The organism is Pseudorhodoferax sp. LjRoot39, from assembly GCF_964253035.1.
In the GTDB taxonomy this organism is placed as follows: Bacteria; Pseudomonadota; Gammaproteobacteria; order Burkholderiales; family Burkholderiaceae_C; genus Pseudorhodoferax.
In genome coordinates, this window is sequence record NZ_CAXUQL020000001.1 from 2135419 (window position 1) to 2153722 (window position 18304).

The 18304-nt window shown below is 61.3% G+C and carries 16 protein-coding genes and 1 pseudogene; 12 read left to right on the forward strand and 5 right to left on the reverse strand.

The annotated features are described in order from the left end of the window. Positions 1-14 precede the first annotated feature (14 nt). From ACSQ4M_RS10155 to ACSQ4M_RS10175, 5 genes and pseudogenes are all read right to left on the reverse strand, one after another. Positions 15-302 (reverse strand): annotated as a pseudogene (locus ACSQ4M_RS10155) (DUF3313 family protein); the annotation flags it as partial. A gap of 341 nt (positions 303-643) precedes the next feature. After that, a complete protein-coding gene (locus tag ACSQ4M_RS10160; protein ID WP_004883073.1) occupies positions 644-979 on the reverse strand; it encodes a DMT family transporter in 336 nt (111 codons plus the stop codon). 190 nt (positions 980-1169) lie between these two features. After that, the gene (locus tag ACSQ4M_RS10165; protein ID WP_004883075.1) at positions 1170-4286 is read right to left on the reverse strand and encodes an efflux RND transporter permease subunit; all 3117 of its coding nucleotides are present in this window, start codon (positions 4284-4286) and stop codon (positions 1170-1172) included. A gap of 22 nt (positions 4287-4308) precedes the next feature. Next, entirely contained in the window at positions 4309-5475 is a 1167-nt protein-coding gene (locus tag ACSQ4M_RS10170) for an efflux RND transporter periplasmic adaptor subunit (protein ID WP_023123862.1), read from the reverse strand. After that, complete coding sequence (locus ACSQ4M_RS10175) at positions 5475-6110, reverse strand: TetR family transcriptional regulator (protein WP_241172238.1); 636 nt, start codon at positions 6108-6110, stop codon at positions 5475-5477. The genes ACSQ4M_RS10170 and ACSQ4M_RS10175 overlap by 1 nt, the downstream gene beginning before the upstream one ends. A gap of 109 nt (positions 6111-6219) precedes the next feature. Here ACSQ4M_RS10175 and ACSQ4M_RS10180 point away from each other — a divergent pair, with 109 nt between their 5' ends. The 12 genes from ACSQ4M_RS10180 (at position 6220) to trbL (ending at position 18295) form a co-directional block, all read left to right on the forward strand. Continuing rightward, complete coding sequence (locus ACSQ4M_RS10180; protein ID WP_028699135.1) at positions 6220-7644, forward strand: efflux transporter outer membrane subunit; 1425 nt, start codon at positions 6220-6222, stop codon at positions 7642-7644. Positions 7645-7718: 74 nt separating this feature from the next. Next, the gene (locus ACSQ4M_RS10185; RefSeq protein ID WP_004883081.1) at positions 7719-8663 is read left to right on the forward strand and encodes a LysR family transcriptional regulator; all 945 of its coding nucleotides are present in this window, start codon (positions 7719-7721) and stop codon (positions 8661-8663) included. Continuing rightward, positions 8660-8935 carry an EexN family lipoprotein gene (locus tag ACSQ4M_RS10190; protein ID WP_004883082.1) on the forward strand — a complete coding sequence of 92 codons (276 nt, stop codon included), beginning with the start codon at positions 8660-8662 and terminating at the stop codon, positions 8933-8935. Before ACSQ4M_RS10185 ends, ACSQ4M_RS10190 begins: the two co-directional genes overlap by 4 nt. Before the next feature lie 274 nt (positions 8936-9209). Further along, on the forward strand, positions 9210-11225 hold the full coding sequence (locus ACSQ4M_RS10195; RefSeq protein WP_004883083.1) for a conjugal transfer protein TraG: 2016 nt from the start codon (positions 9210-9212) through the stop codon (positions 11223-11225). Beyond that, positions 11222-11686 carry a ribbon-helix-helix protein, CopG family gene (locus ACSQ4M_RS10200; RefSeq protein ID WP_004883086.1) on the forward strand — a complete coding sequence of 155 codons (465 nt, stop codon included), beginning with the start codon at positions 11222-11224 and terminating at the stop codon, positions 11684-11686. The genes ACSQ4M_RS10195 and ACSQ4M_RS10200 overlap by 4 nt, the downstream gene beginning before the upstream one ends. Further along, positions 11683-12750, forward strand: a complete 1068-nt coding sequence (gene trbB, locus ACSQ4M_RS10205; RefSeq protein WP_004883088.1) for a P-type conjugative transfer ATPase TrbB — start codon at positions 11683-11685, stop codon at positions 12748-12750. The genes ACSQ4M_RS10200 and trbB overlap by 4 nt, the downstream gene beginning before the upstream one ends. After that, complete coding sequence (locus ACSQ4M_RS10210; RefSeq protein WP_004883090.1) at positions 12747-13130, forward strand: TrbC/VirB2 family protein; 384 nt, start codon at positions 12747-12749, stop codon at positions 13128-13130. Before trbB ends, ACSQ4M_RS10210 begins: the two co-directional genes overlap by 4 nt. After that, entirely contained in the window at positions 13127-13399 is a 273-nt protein-coding gene (locus ACSQ4M_RS10215; RefSeq protein WP_004883097.1) for a VirB3 family type IV secretion system protein, read from the forward strand. Before ACSQ4M_RS10210 ends, ACSQ4M_RS10215 begins: the two co-directional genes overlap by 4 nt. 11 nt (positions 13400-13410) lie before the next feature. Continuing rightward, positions 13411-15861: a conjugal transfer protein TrbE gene (trbE, locus tag ACSQ4M_RS10220; protein ID WP_004883099.1), complete on the forward strand. Its 2451-nt coding sequence runs from the start codon at positions 13411-13413 to the stop codon at positions 15859-15861. Beyond that, on the forward strand, positions 15858-16595 hold the full coding sequence (trbJ, locus tag ACSQ4M_RS10225; RefSeq protein WP_004883101.1) for a P-type conjugative transfer protein TrbJ: 738 nt from the start codon (positions 15858-15860) through the stop codon (positions 16593-16595). The genes trbE and trbJ overlap by 4 nt, the downstream gene beginning before the upstream one ends. Positions 16596-16607: 12 nt before the next feature. Next, positions 16608-16934, forward strand: coding sequence for a hypothetical protein (locus tag ACSQ4M_RS10230; RefSeq protein ID WP_004883103.1), 327 nt, complete (start codon positions 16608-16610; stop codon positions 16932-16934). Beyond that, on the forward strand, positions 16931-18295 hold the full coding sequence (trbL, locus tag ACSQ4M_RS10235) for a P-type conjugative transfer protein TrbL (protein WP_004883106.1): 1365 nt from the start codon (positions 16931-16933) through the stop codon (positions 18293-18295). The genes ACSQ4M_RS10230 and trbL overlap by 4 nt, the downstream gene beginning before the upstream one ends. The last annotated feature ends 9 nt before the right edge of the window (positions 18296-18304 follow it).

Here is an 18304-nt window from a genome sequence, read left to right on the forward strand (position 1 = left end):
GGAATAGCAGCTATTCACGAGCCAGCACTTCTCCAAGCGCTATTGATCCGTTCAAGGCAGGTGGTGATTGCAGACTTTGCATGCCCGAGCAGTGTGTAGGAGCCTTTGAAATCCGCGAGAGCGTTGCCGTGCTCGAAGCAGCTAGCAGCAGCCACCCGACGATCTGTTTGTTCATCTACTGCCTCAAACTCCAAACTAGCTCCCCCAGTTGTCACTGGTCCAACAAGCAACGTCGTTAGGGTGTTGACTGCTCTATTGGGCGTCTCAATGGTCGTAATTGCCACACGCACACGTATGCGGCCTGACGATGCGGGAGCTTCGGACTTAGTTTGGAGTGTCGCAGTTCACTGTTGACGTGATCGAGAAGCTCTCGCACTTGCTCAGCTTCAAGCCCACCTATGCGTCCAGTTGCCGTCACTACCTGAGCATCCTCGACTAATATTTCCCGGTAACGACTGGGTTCAAAGCCTGGCGCCTTGAAGAGCAGAACATTTTCGTACTTCGTTTTTCCCAATACATCGTAATCACCAAGAAACCCTGATCGAGTCATTCCGTTTGAAGCACAGCCAGATAAGGTTGCCGTGAGGCCTGCCAGCAGCACAAAATGGATTAATGAAATAGGGCGTTTCATATATATTTTCATTTATCCCATTTTCAGACAGACGATGCCAGCAACAACCAGCGCAATTCCAACCCAACGTATCAAGGAGGCGGTATCGCCGAACACATACACGCCCACGAAAAACGCGCCCAGCGAACCGATGCCGGTCCAGACCGCATAAGCTGTTCCTATGGGGATCTGTTTAAGAGATAACCATAGGAAAAAGCCGCTGGCTGCCATACAGGCAACTGCAATCGCCGGCCCCACGTAGCGCATCGCTGCATTGGCCGCACCCATCTTGAGGCCTAGTGGCCAACCGATTTCGAACAGGCCGGCAATCAGTAGAACCAACCATGGATTCCATGACAACGGGTTCATATATTTCTCCAAATCTATTCAGTGAAAATTGATTATCAAAGCATCAAAGCATCAAAGAATAGGCAGTAGGCGGTCAATTCGCTCTGCTTCTGATTTCTTCTTAAACTCTCTGATGGCGAGAATCTGTCTCCCCGATCTCTCCGGCCACGAGAGAGATCGGGGGAAGCGTGTGGACAGTTACGCTGAGGGATCAGACCGGTTGCACTGGTTGTTGTACCGCCTCGTGACTCCGTTTGCTGCCCGGCCACTTCATTCCGAACAGCACCTCGTAGAGCAACGGAATCAGGCCAAGCGTCACGAGCGTGCCAAGTGCGAGACCACCGATCATGCCGATGGCCATGCCCTTCCACAGCGGCCCCGCAAACAACATCAGGGGCACGAGACCCGCGATACAGGTCACCTTGGTCATCACGATTGGACGCAGCCGCTGCATCGCAGCTCCCACCAGGGCTTCATGTCGGGCGAGACCTTCCGAGAGGCCGTGTTCAATTTGTTCGAGCAGAAGAACGGCGTTGTTGACGATGATTCCGAACAGCGCAAGCACCCCGAATGTCGCCATGAAGCTGAAAGGAGTGCCTGTTGCCTTCAGTGCAATCACGACCCCAATCAACGTGAAGGGAATCGTTGCGAGAATCACGATCAGCTTGCGGAAGGAGTTGAACTGCCAGATGAATAGCAGCAACATCGCCAGAAGAGCGAACGGCATGTAGTGCGTGAGCGATGCATTCGATTCAGCCGATTCCTCAATTTCTCCACCAAGCTCTATGGCATAGCCTGCAGGTAGTTCAATTGCGGCGATCCGAGGTGCGAGGTGATCCACGATCTCTTGCGCGGTGTATGCGGTGTTCTGCCCCTGAACTGTGACTGTACGAATGAGATTGCGGCGCTGGATCACAGACGGCTCGCTAGCGAGCGTGACATCGGCCACTTGCGCCAGGGAAACCGGCTGGCCACCCGACGCTGGATAGATGGTCGTCGAACCAACGTCCGCAGTGCTGCGCCGATCATTGGACGTCCCGCGCATCACGATTGGCACGCTGGTATCGCCATCTCGGATCACAGAGATCGACTGGCCGATGTAGCGGGTGCCAAGCCAGGCAGCTATGTCGTCGGTGGTGACGCCAGCACGTCGCGCACGATCTTGATCGACCCGAACATCGAGACGGCCGACACGGGTATCCCAGTTGTTCTTGATGTTGGCCGTACCTGGCAGCTCCCGTAGCGCGGACTCAATTTTCGCCGCCGCATTCATCAGCACCTCATGATCCGGCCCACTGACCCGGTAGACGGCTGTGCCGGCTTCGGTAGTGCCTAGCGAGAACCGCTGAGGCTCTGCGCGTACATCTCCATGATGCTGCGCGAAGTAAGCCCGAGTTCGGGCAATCACGACGTCAATGTTGGTGCCTGCCTTGACCGTCACGACAAAGTACGCGATGTTCGATGCTGGCAATGGGGGATTGAGCCCAAGGATGAAGCGCGGCCCACCGTCAGCGACGTAGCCAATGTGATCCGTGATTTCGGGGTTGATTTCTTGATCACCGAGCCAGCCGCTCACTTCCTTCACTTTGGCAAGAGTGAGCCGTGAATCCGTTCCAGGGGCGAGCTGCACCGGTATTTGGAATTGAACTCGGTCGGACTTCGGCAAGAAGTCGTATGGCAGTGTCGTGAATCCGTACAGAGCTACGGCCAATGCACCCGTCATCACACCAACGTAGATCGCCTTGTGGTCAAGCACCCACTCAAGCAACTTGCGATAGCCGCGATAGAAGCGTGTGTTGTAGGTTTGCGCGTCATTCGCCGGTTGATGATGCACTTTGGTGAAGTGGTAGCACAGCAGTGGAGTGACGGTCAGACACAACAGCCAAGATCCGAGTAACGTGAGCGCGAGGACAATGACGAGAGAGCGCAGATACTCACTCGTCGCACTCTGGCCGAAGAAGAACGGGGAGAAGGCGATGACGATAACCAATGAGGACGTCAGCAGCGGCAGTGCGAGGGTACGACCCGCTTCGAGACAAGCCTGTTTGCGGTCTTCACCGGCTGCCAAGCGCCGTTCAATGTCTTCGGCAATCACGATGCCGTTGTCTACCAAGAGCCCCAAAGCGATGATGATGGCTGCCATCGAAACACTTTGCAGCTCGATGTTCAGCGCGCGCATCACGATCAGTGCCCCCAGAATGGTAAGCGGCACGATCATCCCGACGATGAATCCTGTGCGCCATCCCAGGAAAAGGACGACGACGCCGAGCACGATGACAATCGTTTCGATCATCACCTGGTTCATCTTGCCCATTTCACGTTTGACGACGTCTGCCTGGAATGTCACATAGGAGAGCTCGAAACCTGCGGGCAGAAGTTTCTCAAGCTCGGCCACACGGGATTTGAGGGCTACGCCGAATTGCTCCACGTTCTGGCCCGAGGTCATGGACACTGCCATCACTACGGCAGGCTGGCCCTTATAGACTGCAGCAGACTCGGGAGGATCTGCAGGTTGTACCTGCACGCGCGCAAGCTCTCCCAGTGAGATTGAAGGAGCAGGCGAAGCACCGCGCGCACCCTGAGCTTGCGCCATCATGATCGGCAACGCGCGCAGCGAGGCGGCGTCGCGAACCTCTCCACTAACAGCCAGCGAAGCGTTGATGCCACCGATGGCGATTTGCCCGCCTGAAAGCACGACGTTTTGTTTAACGAGTTGATCGATCACCCCTTGTGGGGTCAATCCAAGCTGGGCTAGTTTTGGTCGATCAAATTCGAGATAGACGCGCTCTTCCTGCAAGCCGTAGAAGCTGATGCGATCAACGCCGGGAAGCGCGTATAGGCGATCGCGCATCTCTTTCAACGACACACGCATTTCGCCCATGGAGTAGCCCGGCGCGGTCACCGCAATGGAGGCCACGGCAACACGGCCGAAGTCGTCGTTGACAAATGGCCCCAACGTACCCTGTGGAAGCAGAGGCTGAGCATCGGCAACCTTCGCGCGAACGCGCTGCCATATGGGGGCTAGGTCGGTGTACCGCTCCCAGATCGTGACCTGTATGACGGCCCCGCCCGCGCGAACGGTTGTGGTTACACGCTTGACCTCGGCCAGCTCCCGCAAACGCTCCTCGATCGGACGCGCGATCAACTGCTCAACACGTTCGGCTGGCATGCCAGGGTTCAGAACGGCAACAACCGCATCTCGAATCGTGACCGATGGCTCTTCCTGCGAAGGGAAATTGAGAAACGTGGCAATGCCGGCAACAAGAATGATGACCGCGGCAAGGTAGGTGAGTCTGCTGGCGCGCAGCGCCATTTCTGTGATCTTCATAGCGAAGTCTTCCTGTAGCGGGTCAGCGTCCGGCCAATTGGGTCGTGGCCTTGAGTGGGGTGACTTGTTGCTCGTTCGTCAGCCAACTCGCGCCAGCCGCGACTACCATCTCGCCGCGCTTCAGGCCGCCCACAACGCGAACGTTGTCGCCGCCTGGCTCGCTCTGGAATTGCACTTCCCGGCGGTGCACCTTCTTTCCGGTCACGTCATATACAAACACTGCGGCTTGTCCTGCTTTCTCACTGAGCACCAGTGCCGAATAGGGAAGCATCAGACGATCTGGTGAGGCATCCTTCGCTTCCGGTGCCTTCAGCAATACTTGAACGGCAGACCCGGGTCGAAGACTGCGCGCAAGAGTAGCATCTTGAGGAACGAGCACGACAGGTAAAAGTGAGCCATTTTCAGCACGCAAGCCGATGCGTTGTACCGAAGCACGAACGGGACTTGCTGACTCGCTCAGGCGCAGTTCGGCGACCTGCCCAATTTTGATATTTGCCGCCTGGGTCGTCGATGCAGTCGCAAGGACTTCTACGCCGCTGCGTAGTCCATCCACTTGAAGCACCGGCGCTCCGGCTGCAATATCTGTGAACGGCAGAGCGAGTTTCTCCGCGACGACGCCGTCGAATGGCGCATGAATGGCGGCCCCCCTTCGCGCACGCTCGGCAAGGCCGAATGCGGCCTTTGCATTGCGCACCTGGCCTTCAGCTGCAACCAACTGTGCTTTCACACTCTCGAATGCAGCCGGGGAGATTACGTTGCCCTCAAGCAGCCCCCTTTGCTGCGTTGTCTGCACGATTCTGTCTGCCAATGCGGCTTCCGCAGCAGCGAGTGTCGCCCGAGCCTGTTCTAGGCGGAGTTGCTCGGGCTGAACATCCAACTCAGCCAGAAGCTGTCCGCGAGAGAAGCGATCTCCCACGTCCACATGAAGCTTGCTGATACGCCCGCCAGTCTCGAACCCCAAGGTACTCCGCTCACTGGAGCGAGCTAGACCACTCAATTCAATGCGATTGGCCACAGAACCTACATCCCCCACCGTGAGCAGCTTGACCGCTCGCGGTGGATCGGAAGCAGGCTCCTTCTGACTACCACAGCCGGCAAGCGATGCGAGCAGAACAAACGCGAGGCCGACTTTCTGCATTTGCCAGGACTGGGATTTAAAGGGAGTGCAAGACACGGGAAGGCCTTTCATCAGCGTTTATCAATAGGGGTGAGTTCCAGTTCGCCGCGGGCGAGCGCCTGGAGGGTGTGCATGAGTCGAGAAAGGTCTTCGGCAGCAAACGTCGGAAAACCCATCATTTCGGCGAGGAAGACTCCGTCCAAGGCAAATAGAACGATTCCGGCGATATCGGTGCCGCGTGGAGATTTGCTCGCGTTCTCGTACTGCCTGCGGTACCAGCCGCGCACAGGCTCAAGCAGCGTGGGGTCTTCAGCCACGGCCGCCAGCAATGCAGCGCTCATCTTTTGCATCCCGCCGTCAGGCATAGCCGAGACCTGGCTGGATAGCCAAGGGTCTGGATCGCCGACGAATGGCAGCTCTCGCTCTTCCTGCCCGCCATCAAACGCCGAGACCTGGTCATCAATCATCGTGAGGAGCAGATCGCGCTTGGTCTTGAAGTGGTACAGGAACGCACCTCTGCTCATTCCTGCCCGTGCAACGACCGCGTCAAGCGTTAGGTGCCCGGCACCTCCCTCCATGACTACGTCACGCGCAGCTTGAAGGATGCGCTCCCGTGTTTGTTGCGCTTTCTTAGAGATGGAGGGGGCTTCAGCGCCGTTGTCCGCCGAATGCGACTCCTCTGGGCTTGATTTCATACGAGTTGCCATGGTGAAACTCCAAAGATGCTTGATTTTTGAACCGTCTGGACGGTATAGTACACGCCATGAACTATGCCCGTCAAGACGGCCTCCTCAATTCACAACCTAGTGGCTCAACATGTCCGATCCCTACGCCCGCCGCGGCCTTACTGCTGTTGCATTCCTATCGATCACGCTTCTCGCCGCGTGCAGCCACTCGCCTCACAGGGTGGAGACATCACGCGTTGAGGTTCCGGCCAAATTCATGAACGAAGCGGGTCTGGCTGTGCAGCAGGTGCCAGCACAAGCACTCCCGGCCGAGTGGTGGACGGCGTACGGTGATCCGCTGATTGACGCGCTGGTGCGCAACGCGCTGGAGCACAACACCGATCTCGCTATTGCAAGAGCGCGGATTGATGAAGCTGTGGCGATCACCCGACGTACACGCGCTTCAATGTTCCCTAGCTTGGCGCTCACGCCCCAAGCAACGCGCGCGCGCGACTTTTCTTTGGCACCGACCATCAGCAGCGATGCCAGGCTTCCGCTGTCGGCTTCATGGGAAGTTGATCTAGCGGGCCGCCTCTCGCATGCCGCTGATGGCGCACGGATGGACGCAGTTGCTGTCGAACAGAACTGGTTCGCGACACGTTGGCAGATCGCCTTTGAGACAGTGTCCGCTGCACTGCAGCAGCGGCAGGCGGCAGAGCTGGAAGATCTGGCAAAAGAGCGACTTCAAGTCGCCGAGCGCCTTGAGCGTCTGACAGAGCAGAAGTTCAAGGCAGGTCAAGCTACGGGCTTTGACATTGAACGCACGCGTTCCGAGGTCATCGCCCTCCGGGTGGAGCAAGAGCAGTTGCGACGCGTACGCGGCGAAGCAACGCATGCCTTGGATGTGCTCGTTGGCCGGATTCCGGGGGCGCTTGGCAGCGGTCCTGCGCTTGCCTCTCTCACCATGCCCGATTGGACTCCCAGAAGCGTGCCAGGCGAATTGCTGCAGCAGCGCCCCGACGTCAGAGCCGCGCAGGCGCGTCTTGCAGCGGCGACGGCGCGATGGAACGCAGCAGAAGGCGAGCGGTTCCCCAAACTTGTGCTCGATTTGAGTGGTGGGCGCCAACGCTTCGAGAACAACGGAACACGTGTGGCAGGGAACATTTTCTCTCTGGGCTTGGGTGTGACGCTTCCGATCTTTGACGGTGGAGCAATACAAGCGGGAATCGACGAGGGCTCAGCACGCAGTCGCGGCGCACAGGCTGACCTGGAACGCACGGTTTTGCTTGCGCTTCAGGATGTGGAGAACGCTTATCTGGGCTGGCAGACCCAGCGGACTTCTCTGCAGCATCAGGTCGATGGTCTTGTCGTCGCTGATCGACTCCTTGACCGCAGTCGACGCCTCTTTGAGGCGGGACAGGTGGATGCGACCGTTGTTGCAGAAGCGGAGCGTGGCACCTTGTCCCAGCGAGCGGCTCTGGTCCGTGCTCGCGCCGACGCAGCCGTGCAATGGGGTGTTCTCGCTAAAGCGCTTTCTGGTTCGCCAGAGCATGTGAATCTGCAATCTTCACCCTGAGTCCTTGAGTTGGAAGAACGCAGCATGGCAGCGAGTTTTAAATACTGAATAGATCGACGATTAGTAGGGGACGCATGGAAATTCGACATCTACGTTGTTTTATGGCGCTCGCCGAGGAACTTCACTTCGCTCGCGCCGCTGCGAAACTGCATATTGAGCAGTCCCCACTGTCTCGCACGATCAAAGAACTCGAAGAGGAGTTAGGAGCACAGCTCTTTATTCGGAACACGAGAAGCACGCGTTTGACACGAGCTGGGTTGATGCTCATGGAGCACGCACCTCGGGTGTTCGCATCCTTGCAACAGGCGCGGGACTGCGTGAAGGCAGCAAAAAATGGCTTTCATGGACAACTCCGCGTCGCCTTGTCAGACGGCGCAACACTACTGTGCTTACCAGCCCTATTGGCGTTGTGTCGCGAGGAGGAGCCCGAGGTTGAGATTCGCTTTTTTGAGGTGCCACTATCCCAACAAATCAAAGGATTGCACGACGACCTGTATGACGTCGGCTTTGCACAGTCCGACGACGTAGGTGATGGAATCGTCGCACTTCCCGCGTGGACTGACACGCTTATGGTGGCGCTGCCAGCTCGGCATCCGTTGCTGGCTCTTAAGCGAATTCCATTGGATGAACTGCTGCGCTACCCGCTAGTGCTATCTGATCCTCAAGTGTGCGAGGGCCACGCCAAGCACATTGAGCGAGTACTTAGCCGGGCTGAAATGCAGCCTCTAGTTGCCGAGCGGGTTACCACTTTCGACCTGATGATGGCGTTGGTATCTGCCGGTTTTGCACTCGGACTTACAGGGGCTGCACACATTGCAGCCTCCCGAGAGCCAGGAGTCGTGGCGAGGCCGCTTTCGACACGCGTACCACCTTTGACGACCTATCTACTCAGACTTGAAGGCGATCCGTTTGACGAGCTTGCGCGCTTCATTCAGCGAGTACAGGCCATCGAATTGCCAGAGTTTCTCAGGTCAACAAAAAGCCGAAATCCCGATCTTCCGGAGGAATTGATGCCATGAGACTCGCCATCACGCTCGTCGCTGCAATGCTAGTCGCATGCGGTCAATCTGATAAACCGCACAAAGCCACTAGTGCAGAAAAGAAAACCCCGACAGTAGAAGAGCTGGTGGCAGACCCGGAACAGCTCAAGAAGTTGCGCCAGCAATGCAAGACGGATCGGCCTACTTTGGGCGAACTGCTTTGCAACCGGGTAGCGGAGGCAACACGTAAGCGGTTCTACGGTGACGGAAAAACGCCATACACACCGCCCAAAGAATCCCCCAAATTCTGAAATTCAGCAATTCAGCAATTCAGCAATTCAGCAATTCAGCAATTCAGCAATTCGCTAGTCTGCCTGAATCTTCTGTTCGGCACGCTGATATTCGCCGGCGCTTACGGAGTCACTCCCTGGCTAGACACAGCGCGAATTCATTCTTTCTTATCGACCTTTCTGCCCCAAACGGTCTTTGACCGGCACTAAGCCAGCACCGATCCTGACGCCTGCGGCACATTTCTAAGCCGCGTTTCCCAAGGGAATCAGCGTAGGAGAGATTGGAGGCGGGGCTATGCAAGGTACGAATGTGCTGTTCGGTCAGATAGCCGTGGTATTCGGCATCGTGATCGCGGGTGTGTGGGGCGCCACACAATGGACGGCAGCAGCCCTTGGCTATCAGGTACGCCTTGGCTCCCCCTGGTTTGATTTCCTCGGCACACCGATCTACCTCCCGTGGAAGCTGTTTGAGTGGTGGTTCTTCTTCGATGCCTACGCGCCACGCGTTTTCGACACGGGCGGTGCCATAGCGGGTGGCAGTGGCTTGCTGGCGGTGGTGGTCGCAGTCTGCATGTCGATCTGGCGCTCTCGTCAATCACGCCTAGTCACGACCTATGGCTCGGCACGCTGGGCAAGTACGGAGGACATTCGCAAAGCCGGCCTTACGCAGCCGATCGGCGTGTTCCTCGGTCAGCACGATGGCAAGTACCTTCGGCATGAAGGCCCGGAACACATCCTCACTTTCGCGCCCACGCGCTCAGGCAAAGGCGTCGGCCTTGTGGTGCCGACGCTGCTTTCTTGGCCTGCATCCGCCGTAGTCCACGACATCAAGGGCGAGAATTGGCAGATCACCGCAGGTTGGCGCTCACGCTACTCACACTGCCTGCTGTTCAATCCGACCGATGCGAAGTCGGCGGCCTACAACCCGCTGCTAGAAGTTCGGCGCGGCGCACATGAAGTGCGTGACGTACAGAACATAGCCGACATTCTGGTCGATCCAGAAGGCGCGCTTGAGAAGCGCAACCATTGGGAGAAGACTTCGCACGCGCTGCTGGTCGGGGCCATCCTGCATGTGCTCTACGCGGGCGAGGACAAGACGCTGCGCGGCGTCGCCAATTTCCTCTCCGATCCGGCCAGCCCCTTCGAGCTGACCTTGCACCGGATGATGACCACACAGCACCTCGTGAACGTGGAAGGTGGTGGCCCGCATCCAGTCGTCGCTTCGGCGGCGCGCGAAGTGCTCAACAAGTCGGACAACGAGCGTTCCGGCGTGTTGAGCACCGCCATGTCGTTCCTGGGCCTCTACCGCGACCCCACGGTGGCCGAAGTCACCTCGCGCTGCGACTGGCGTATCGCCGACCTGATCGCGTCCGAGCATCCGGTGTCGCTTTATCTGGTAGTGCCACCTTCGGATATTTCGCGGACGAAACCGCTCATTCGCCTGATCCTCAACCAGATCGGCCGACGGCTCACCGAATCGCTCGACGGCAGCGACGGCATCGAACGCCGCCACAAGCTGCTGCTGATGCTCGATGAGTTCCCGGCGCTGGGCCGCCTGGACTTCTTCGAGACGGCGCTTGCCTTCATGGCGGGCTACGGAATCCGCAGTTTTCTTATCGCCCAATCGCTCAACCAGATCGACAAAGCCTACGGCCAGAACCATTCGATTCTGGATAACTGCCATGTCCGCGTGACGTTCGCCACCAACGATGAACGCACTGCGAAACGGATCTCCGAAACGCTTGGCACCGCTACCGAACTGCGCGCGCAGCGCAACTATGCCGGGCACAGATTGGCACCGTGGCTGGGGCACCTCATGGTGTCGCGGCAGGAGACGGCCCGCCCGCTACTGACGCCCGGTGAAGTGATGCAGCTTCCGACTGAGGAAGCTGTGGTGATGGTGTCCAGCGTGGCACCGATCAAGGCCAAGAAGCTGCGCTACTACGCCGACGCGAATTTCAAGAACCGCGTTTTACCGCCGCCTGTGCTCGCGGCCGGGCAATACGCGGACGCGCCACCGGCCCGGCCCGACGACTGGAGCGGCCTATCGATCCCAGCCGTGTCAACGGTCCGGGCTGCGGGCCTGTCCGGCGATGGCACAGGCACCGCCGATGACGGCGGCCCACGCCGACAGCCGGAGCTATCCGAAGTCAGCGAATACAGCCCCGAACCGCTGCTCGCCGGCCATGACCTGACTCTGCTCGATGACGACGACGACCTGCCGCTGCCGCTTCCCGGCCAGCTCGACCCGGCCATGCAGCGCACGGCCCGGCTGGCTTCCCTCGACCCCAACGACGGAATCGACTTATGAGCCAATACCGCCTCAATCTGTTCATTCAGCCCGAGCACGCCAAGCGTCTCGAAGAACTGGCCGCCAAGAAAGGCGTGTCCAAGTCGTCCATTGTCGCGGCGGCGCTCGCGTCGTGGCTATCGCCCGATGCTGGCGACCAGCGCGAGGCGGCCATCGCCAAGCGGCTCGATCGCCTGTCGCGGCAGGCCGAGCGCATGGAGCGCGACCAGAACATCCAGATCGAAACACTGGCGCTGTTCATCCGCTACTTCCTGACCGTCAGCACCCCGATTCCCGAAGCCCATCAGGACGCAGCTCGCGCCCAAGGCAAAGCGCGTTTCGAGCAATTCGTGGAGCGGCTCGGCCGCCACCTGCTGCGTGGCCGCAGCCTGGTGCGCGACGTTGTGGAAGAACTGCACCCAGACCCGGCGCGAATGGATGACGCGGAGGCACTGGCTGAAGCGCAGGAGCGTGCCTCATGAGCGCCATTCCGCAAACCCCGCCCGAACTCTCATCCGCCGCAACCTCTCTGGATCGCCGTATCCAGATGCTGCGCACGGCAATGGGGCCAGTCATCGCCGCTGCGCTGGCCGACCCCGACGTGGTGGAAATCATGCTCAACCCCGACCGCACCCTATGGGTGGATCGGTTGTCATCGGGCCGCATGCCGCTGGGCGTGGAGCTGTCCCAAGACGATGGCGAACGCATCATCCGGCTGGTGGCTGCGCACGTCGGCGCAGAGGTGCATCGCGGGCGGCCGCTGCTGACCGCCGAGCTGCCCGAAACCGGCGAGCGGTTCGAGGGCATCTTGCCGCCCGCAGCGCCCGGCCCAGCCTTCGCGCTGCGCAAGCGCGCCGTGAGCATCATCGGGCTGGATCGCTATGTGGCCGACGGCATCTTGACCACAGGCCAGGCCGAGTTCCTGCGCCGCGCCGTGCGTGAGCGCCAGAACATCCTGATCGCCGGGGCGACGAGCAGCGGCAAAACCACACTCGCCAATGCCTTGCTTGCGGAGATCGCCGCCACGGGCGACCGCGTGCTTGTGCTCGAAGACACCATCGAGCTGCAATGCGCAGCCCGCGACCATGTGCCGCTGCGCACCCGCGCTGGCGTCGTGTCTATGACCGAGCTGGTGCGGGCCACGATGCGCCTGCGCCCCGACCGCGTGATCGTCGGCGAGGTACGCGGCGGCGAAGCCCTGGACTTGGTTAAGGTGTGGGGCACCGGCCACCCCGGCGGCATCGCCACCATCCACGCCGGTTCCGCGCTGGGCGCGCTGCTGCGCCTCGAACAGTTGATTCTTGAAGTGGCGGTGAACCCACCGCGTGCGCTGATCGCCGAGGCGGTCAACGTCGTGATCCACATCGCCGGGCGTGGCCGCAAGCGCCGCGTCGAAAGCATCGCCCGTGTCGTCGGTTTCGACGGCACCGGCTATCGCCTGGCGGACGCGCTGGAAACACCGTTTCCCGAGCTGATGCCGGTTCCTCTCGCAGCCGATGCCGCTGCGCCTTCCTCGTCCCTTGACCTACCTGGAGAACTGCCATGACGCAGATGCACGTTCACGCTTTCCGTAATTCCGTAAATCCGGTTTCAACCATCGCACGCCTGCGGCGGCTGGCCGGCCCCGCGCACCACGGCCTGCTGCTGGCCGCAGTCATGCTGATGACGGCGGGCACGGCGAAGGCATCCGGCTCCTCGATGCCATGGGAAGGCCCGCTGCAATCCATTCTGGAGTCGATTCAGGGGCCGGTGGCACGCATCGTCGCGGTCATCATCATCATCGCCACGGGCCTCGCGCTCGCCTTCGGCGACACGTCGGGCGGCTTTCGCAAGCTGATCCAGATCGTGTTCGGTTTGAGCATCGCGTTCGCCGCGTCCTCGTTCTTCCTGTCGTTCTTCAGCTTCTCCGGCGGGGCTGTCGTATGAGTGGCCCGGATAGCTTCGCGGCCGGCTTCGAGGTGCCGCTACATCGCTCGCTGACCGAGCCGCTCTTGATGGGCGGCGCACCGCGCACGGTGGCGATTGCCAACGGCACGCTAGCCGCTGCCGTCGGGCTGGGCCTGCAACTCTGGATTCCTGGCGTAGTGCTCTGGATCGTCGGTCACTCGCTGGCCGTGTGGGGCGCGAGGGTCGATCCGCAGTTCATGCAGGTCTTCGCCCGGCACATCAAGCACAAGCCGCTGCTGGACGTGTAGGAGACGCCGCCATGCTTAACCTTGCCGAATACCGCCAGCGGCCCGCCTTGCTGGCCGACTGGCTTCCCTGGGCTGGGCTGATCGCGCCGGGCGTGGTGCTGAACAAGGATGGCTCGTTTCAGCGCACGGCGCGCTTTCGCGGGCCTGATCTGGACAGCGCCACGCAGGGCGAATTGATCGCCACGACGGCACGGCTAAACAACGCGTTGCGCCGGCTGGGTTCGGGCTGGGCGCTGTTCGTGGAAGCCGAGCGCCAGTCGGCCGCGGACTATCCGCATTCCGACTTTCCCGAACCGCTGTCCTGGCTGGTGGACGAAGAACGCCGCGCTGCCTTTGAGGAATCGGGGAACCACTACGAAAGCAGCTATCACCTGACGCTAGCCTATCTGCCGCCGGAGGAATCCCGCGCTCGTGCAGCCAAGCTGCTCTACGAGCACGCGCCGGGCGATGGTGTGGACTGGCGCGGTCGGCTTGACGCCTTCCTGGCAGAAACGGATCGGGTTTTCGACCTGCTCGATGGCGTGATGCCAGAAATCGTCTGGTTGGACGATGCCGCGACGCTGACTTATCTTCACGCCACGGTGTCCACGCGGCGCTACCGGCTGGCCGTGCCCGAGGTGCCTTTCCACCTCGACGCACTGCTGGCCGATTCCGCCCTAGTCGGCGGCCTTGCGCCCATGCTGGGTGACCAGCATCTGCGCGTGGTGTCGGTGCGGGGCTTTCCGACCTCGACCTGGCCGGGCCTGCTGGACGACCTCAATCGCCTGGGCTTTGCCTATCGCTGGAGTACCCGGTTTCTCTGCCTCGATAAAGCCGAGGCGGAAAAGGAGCTGGGCCGCCTGCGTCGCCAGTGGTTTGCGAAACGGAAGAATGTCATTGCGCTACTGCGCGAAACCATCTTCCAGCAGGAATCGCCGCTGGTGGACACGGATGCCAGCAACAAGGCGGCCGACGCGGATGCCGCCTTGCAAGAGCTTGGCAGCGATCAAGTCGCCTTCGGCTACCTCACCGCCACGGTGACGGTGTTCGATGACGACCCTGCCGTAGCCGACGAAAAGCTGCGCATGGTGGAACGTGTCATCCAAGGACGTGGCTTCGTCACCATCCCCGAAACCTTAAATGCAGTCGATGCGTGGCTGTCGTCCATACCAGGCAATGCCTATGCCAACGTGCGCCAGCCCATCGTCTCGACGCTGAATCTGGCGCACATGATGCCGGTGTCCGCCGTGTGGGCTGGGCCGGAGAAAAACGCCCATCTCGACGGCCCGCCGCTGATCGTCACGCGCACGGATGGCGCGACGCCGTTCCGGCTGGTGACGCACATCGGCGACGTGGGGCATACGCTGGTCGCGGGGCCGACGGGCATGGGAAAATCTGTCCTGCTGGCGATGCTCGCCTTGCAGTTCCGCCGCTATGGCGGCTCGCGCATCTTCGCCTTCGACATGGGGCGATCCATGCGGGCGACGGTGCTGGGCCTGGGCGGCGAACACTACGACCTCGGCGCGGACGGCGCCATTGCCTTTCAGCCCTTGGCCCGTATCGACAGCGAAGGCTATCGCACCTGGGCCGCCGAGTGGATCGAAGGCCGCCTGCTGCATGAAGGCGTGACCGTCGGCCCCGACGAGAAAGCCGCCATTTGGTCGGCGCTCGGCAGCCTCGCTGGTGCGCCGGTGGAGCAGCGCACGATGACCGGGCTTTCGGTGCTGCTGCAATCGAACGCGCTGCGGCAGGCATTGTCGCCGTATGTGCTGGGCGGCGCGCACGGCAAGCTACTGGATGCCGACCGCGACCGGCTCGGCAGCGGCGACGTGCAGGGCTTTGAGATGGAAGAGCTAATGCACAGCCCCGCCGCCGTGCAAGCGGTGCTGCGCTACTTGTTCGCCCGCTTCGATGCACGTTTCGACGGTGCTCCCACGCTGCTGATTCTCGATGAAGCCTGGCTATTCCTTGATGAACCGTCCTTCGCGGCACGCATCCGGCAATGGTTGAAAACTCTGCGCAAGAAAAACGTGTCGGTGATCTTCGCCACGCAGTCGCTTGCCGACATCAAGGATTCGACCATCGCGCCCGCGATCATCGAAAGCTGCGCGAGCCGGATTTTCTTGCCCAACCCGCAGGCGACCGAGCCGCAGATTCGCACGGTCTACGAGGGCTTTGGCCTCAACAGTCGGCAAATCGAAATCGTCGCCACCGCGCAGCCCAAGCGCGACTACTACTACCAATCGCGCCTGGGCAATCGTCTGTTCGACCTCGACCTGGGGCCAGCCGCGCTCGCCTTCTCGGGCGCATCCACACCGCAAGACCAACGCGACATTGACCGAGTGCTGACGCAGGCCGGCGCTCCCGGCTTCGCCGGTGCGTGGCTACGCCATCGCGGCCTCGATTGGGCCGCCGACCTGCTGCCGTCCTCGCCGTCGGCGGCTTCTTTCCTCGCTACTCAACCCCTGGAGATTTCGCCATGAAGACCCGTGTACTTTCCGTTTCGCTCGCCGCCGCGCTGGCCGGCTCGCTGATGCTCGCTCAGCCAGCGGCGGCGCTCACTTTCGTTGATCCCGTCAACTTGGTGCAGAACACGCTGACTGCCATCCGCACGCTGGAGCAGATCAACAACCAGATCAACCAGCTCCAGAACGAAGCGCAGATGTTGATGAACCAGGCGCGCAACCTGGCGAATCTCGACTTCAACATCGTCAACCGGCTGCGCTCGACGCTCGCCACGACTGAACGCCTGATTGCCGAGGCGCAAGGGCTGGCCTACGACGTGCAGAGCATGGATGCCACGTTCTCGCGCCTGTACCCGGAGCAGTACGCCGCCACCATCAGCGGCGACCGCATGGCACAGGACGCACGCGAACGCTGGAAGAACACGCTCGACGGCCTGCACACCGCGATGCGGATGCAGGCGCAGGTGTCGCAGAACCTGACGCAAGACGAAAGCGCGCTGGCCGACCTCGTGAGCCAAAGCCAATCGGCCACGGGTGCGCTGCAAGCGATGCAGGCAACGAACCAGCTTCTCGCCTTGCAGGCCAAGCAGTCCATCCAGGCCCAGCAGCTCCAGATCACACAAGACAGGGCGGCCTCGCTGGAGCTGGCGCGGCAGGCAGCGGCCACCGAGCGCGCCCGCGAAGTGCGGCGGCGCTTCCTGGGCACCGGCACGCCGTACACACCGCAGTCCGTCAACTTCTACAACAACTGACGGGAGGCGGCCATGCGATGCGTTCCTGTCCTGCTGGCCGTGCTGCTGACCGCATGCGGCCAGCAGCCGGCTGAAGACCTGACCGCCACCTTGGCCGCCGATCCCGTGCGGCTCAAGGCGCTGCGCGCCCAATGCGCAGCCGACCGGCAAACCGCAGGCGAAGACACCTGTCGCGCCGCTGCCGAAGCCTTCCGGCGGCGCTTCTTCACCGGCCAGACTGGGCCGGACGAATACCGGACGCTGGCAGAACTGCCGCCGATTCCGGCGAGTTTCGACACGCCAACCGACGACGCGCCGGAAGGTGATGCGTCGCTCGCCGCTGCGGAGGACACGCCATGAACGACGTAACGATCATCGACAGATTCCTCGATACCTTCTCGCGCTACATCGACTCCGGTTTCGGTCTGCTGCAAGGCGAAGTCGCGTTCCTGACGGCCACTCTCATTGTCATCGACATGACCATTGCCGGTCTGTATTGGGCCATGAGCCATGCGACCGGCCAGGGCGAGGACGTGATCGCCAAGCTGCTGCGCAAGGTGCTTTACGTCGGTGCCTTCGCCTACATCATCGGTAACTTCAATTGGCTGTCGAGCATCGTGTTCCGCTCGTTCGCCGGGCTAGGCATCACCGCCACTGGCTCGGCCATAACGATGGAGAACTTCTTGCAGCCGGGTCGGCTTGCCAAGACCGGCATCGACGCCGCTGCGCCGATCCTCGACCAGATCGGTGACATGGCCGGCTTCCCCGAAGTGTTCGTGAACCTCGACCCCATCGTGGTGCTGTTCATCGCTTGGCTGGTGGTGATCCTCTGTTTCTTCGTGCTCGCGGTTCAGCTTTTCATCACGTTGATCGAGTTCAAGCTGACCACGCTTGCCGGCTTCGTCTTGATCCCGTTTGCGCTCTGGAACAAAACCTCGTTCCTCGCGGAAAAGGTGCTCGGCAATGTGGTTTCGTCAGGCATCAAGGTCTTGGTGCTGGCGGTAATCGTCGGCATCGGCTCGGGCCTGTTCGCGGAGTTCCAGGTTCATCCCGACGAGCCTTCCATCGACCATGCGCTTGTCGTGATGCTGGCTTCGCTTGCCTTGCTGGCGCTGGGCATCTTCGGCCCCGGCATCGCCACGGGCCTTGTGTCCGGTGCGCCGCAGCTCGGCGCGGGTGCGATGGCGGGCGCTGCCGTCGGCGCGGTAGGCACGGGTGTTGCCATCGGTGCCGCCGCGACCGGCGTGGGCGGTGCCGTCATGGCGGGCGCACGCATGGCCCCGGCCGCCGCAAAGCTGGCCGGGAGCGGCGCACGCGCCGCCACGTCGGCGGCCAGCAGCGCCAAGTCCGCATTCCAGGCCGGTTCCGCCGCTGCGGGCGGCGGGGCTAAAGGCGCGGCTGCGGGCCTCGGCAATGTCGCCAAGACCGGCGCGCAAGCGGCAGGCCGCCGAGCTGCATCGGGCGCTTCCGCTGCCGGTCAGAAGGTGGCCGACTCCTTCCGGGCAGGATGGAACGGTGCGGATGTCGGCGCTGCCGGTTCCGGCCAGGCCGCCGCAGGCGAAGGCGCAGCCAGCGCGCCGAAGCAAGAGCAACCCGCCTGGGCAAAGCGGATGCACCGCCGCCAGCAGATCACCCATGCCGCAACCACCGCAGCCCACACGCTGCGCAGTGGCGACGGCGGCGGCTCAGGGCAAGGCCCAAGCCTGCGCCCCGATGCGTGACCCGATACC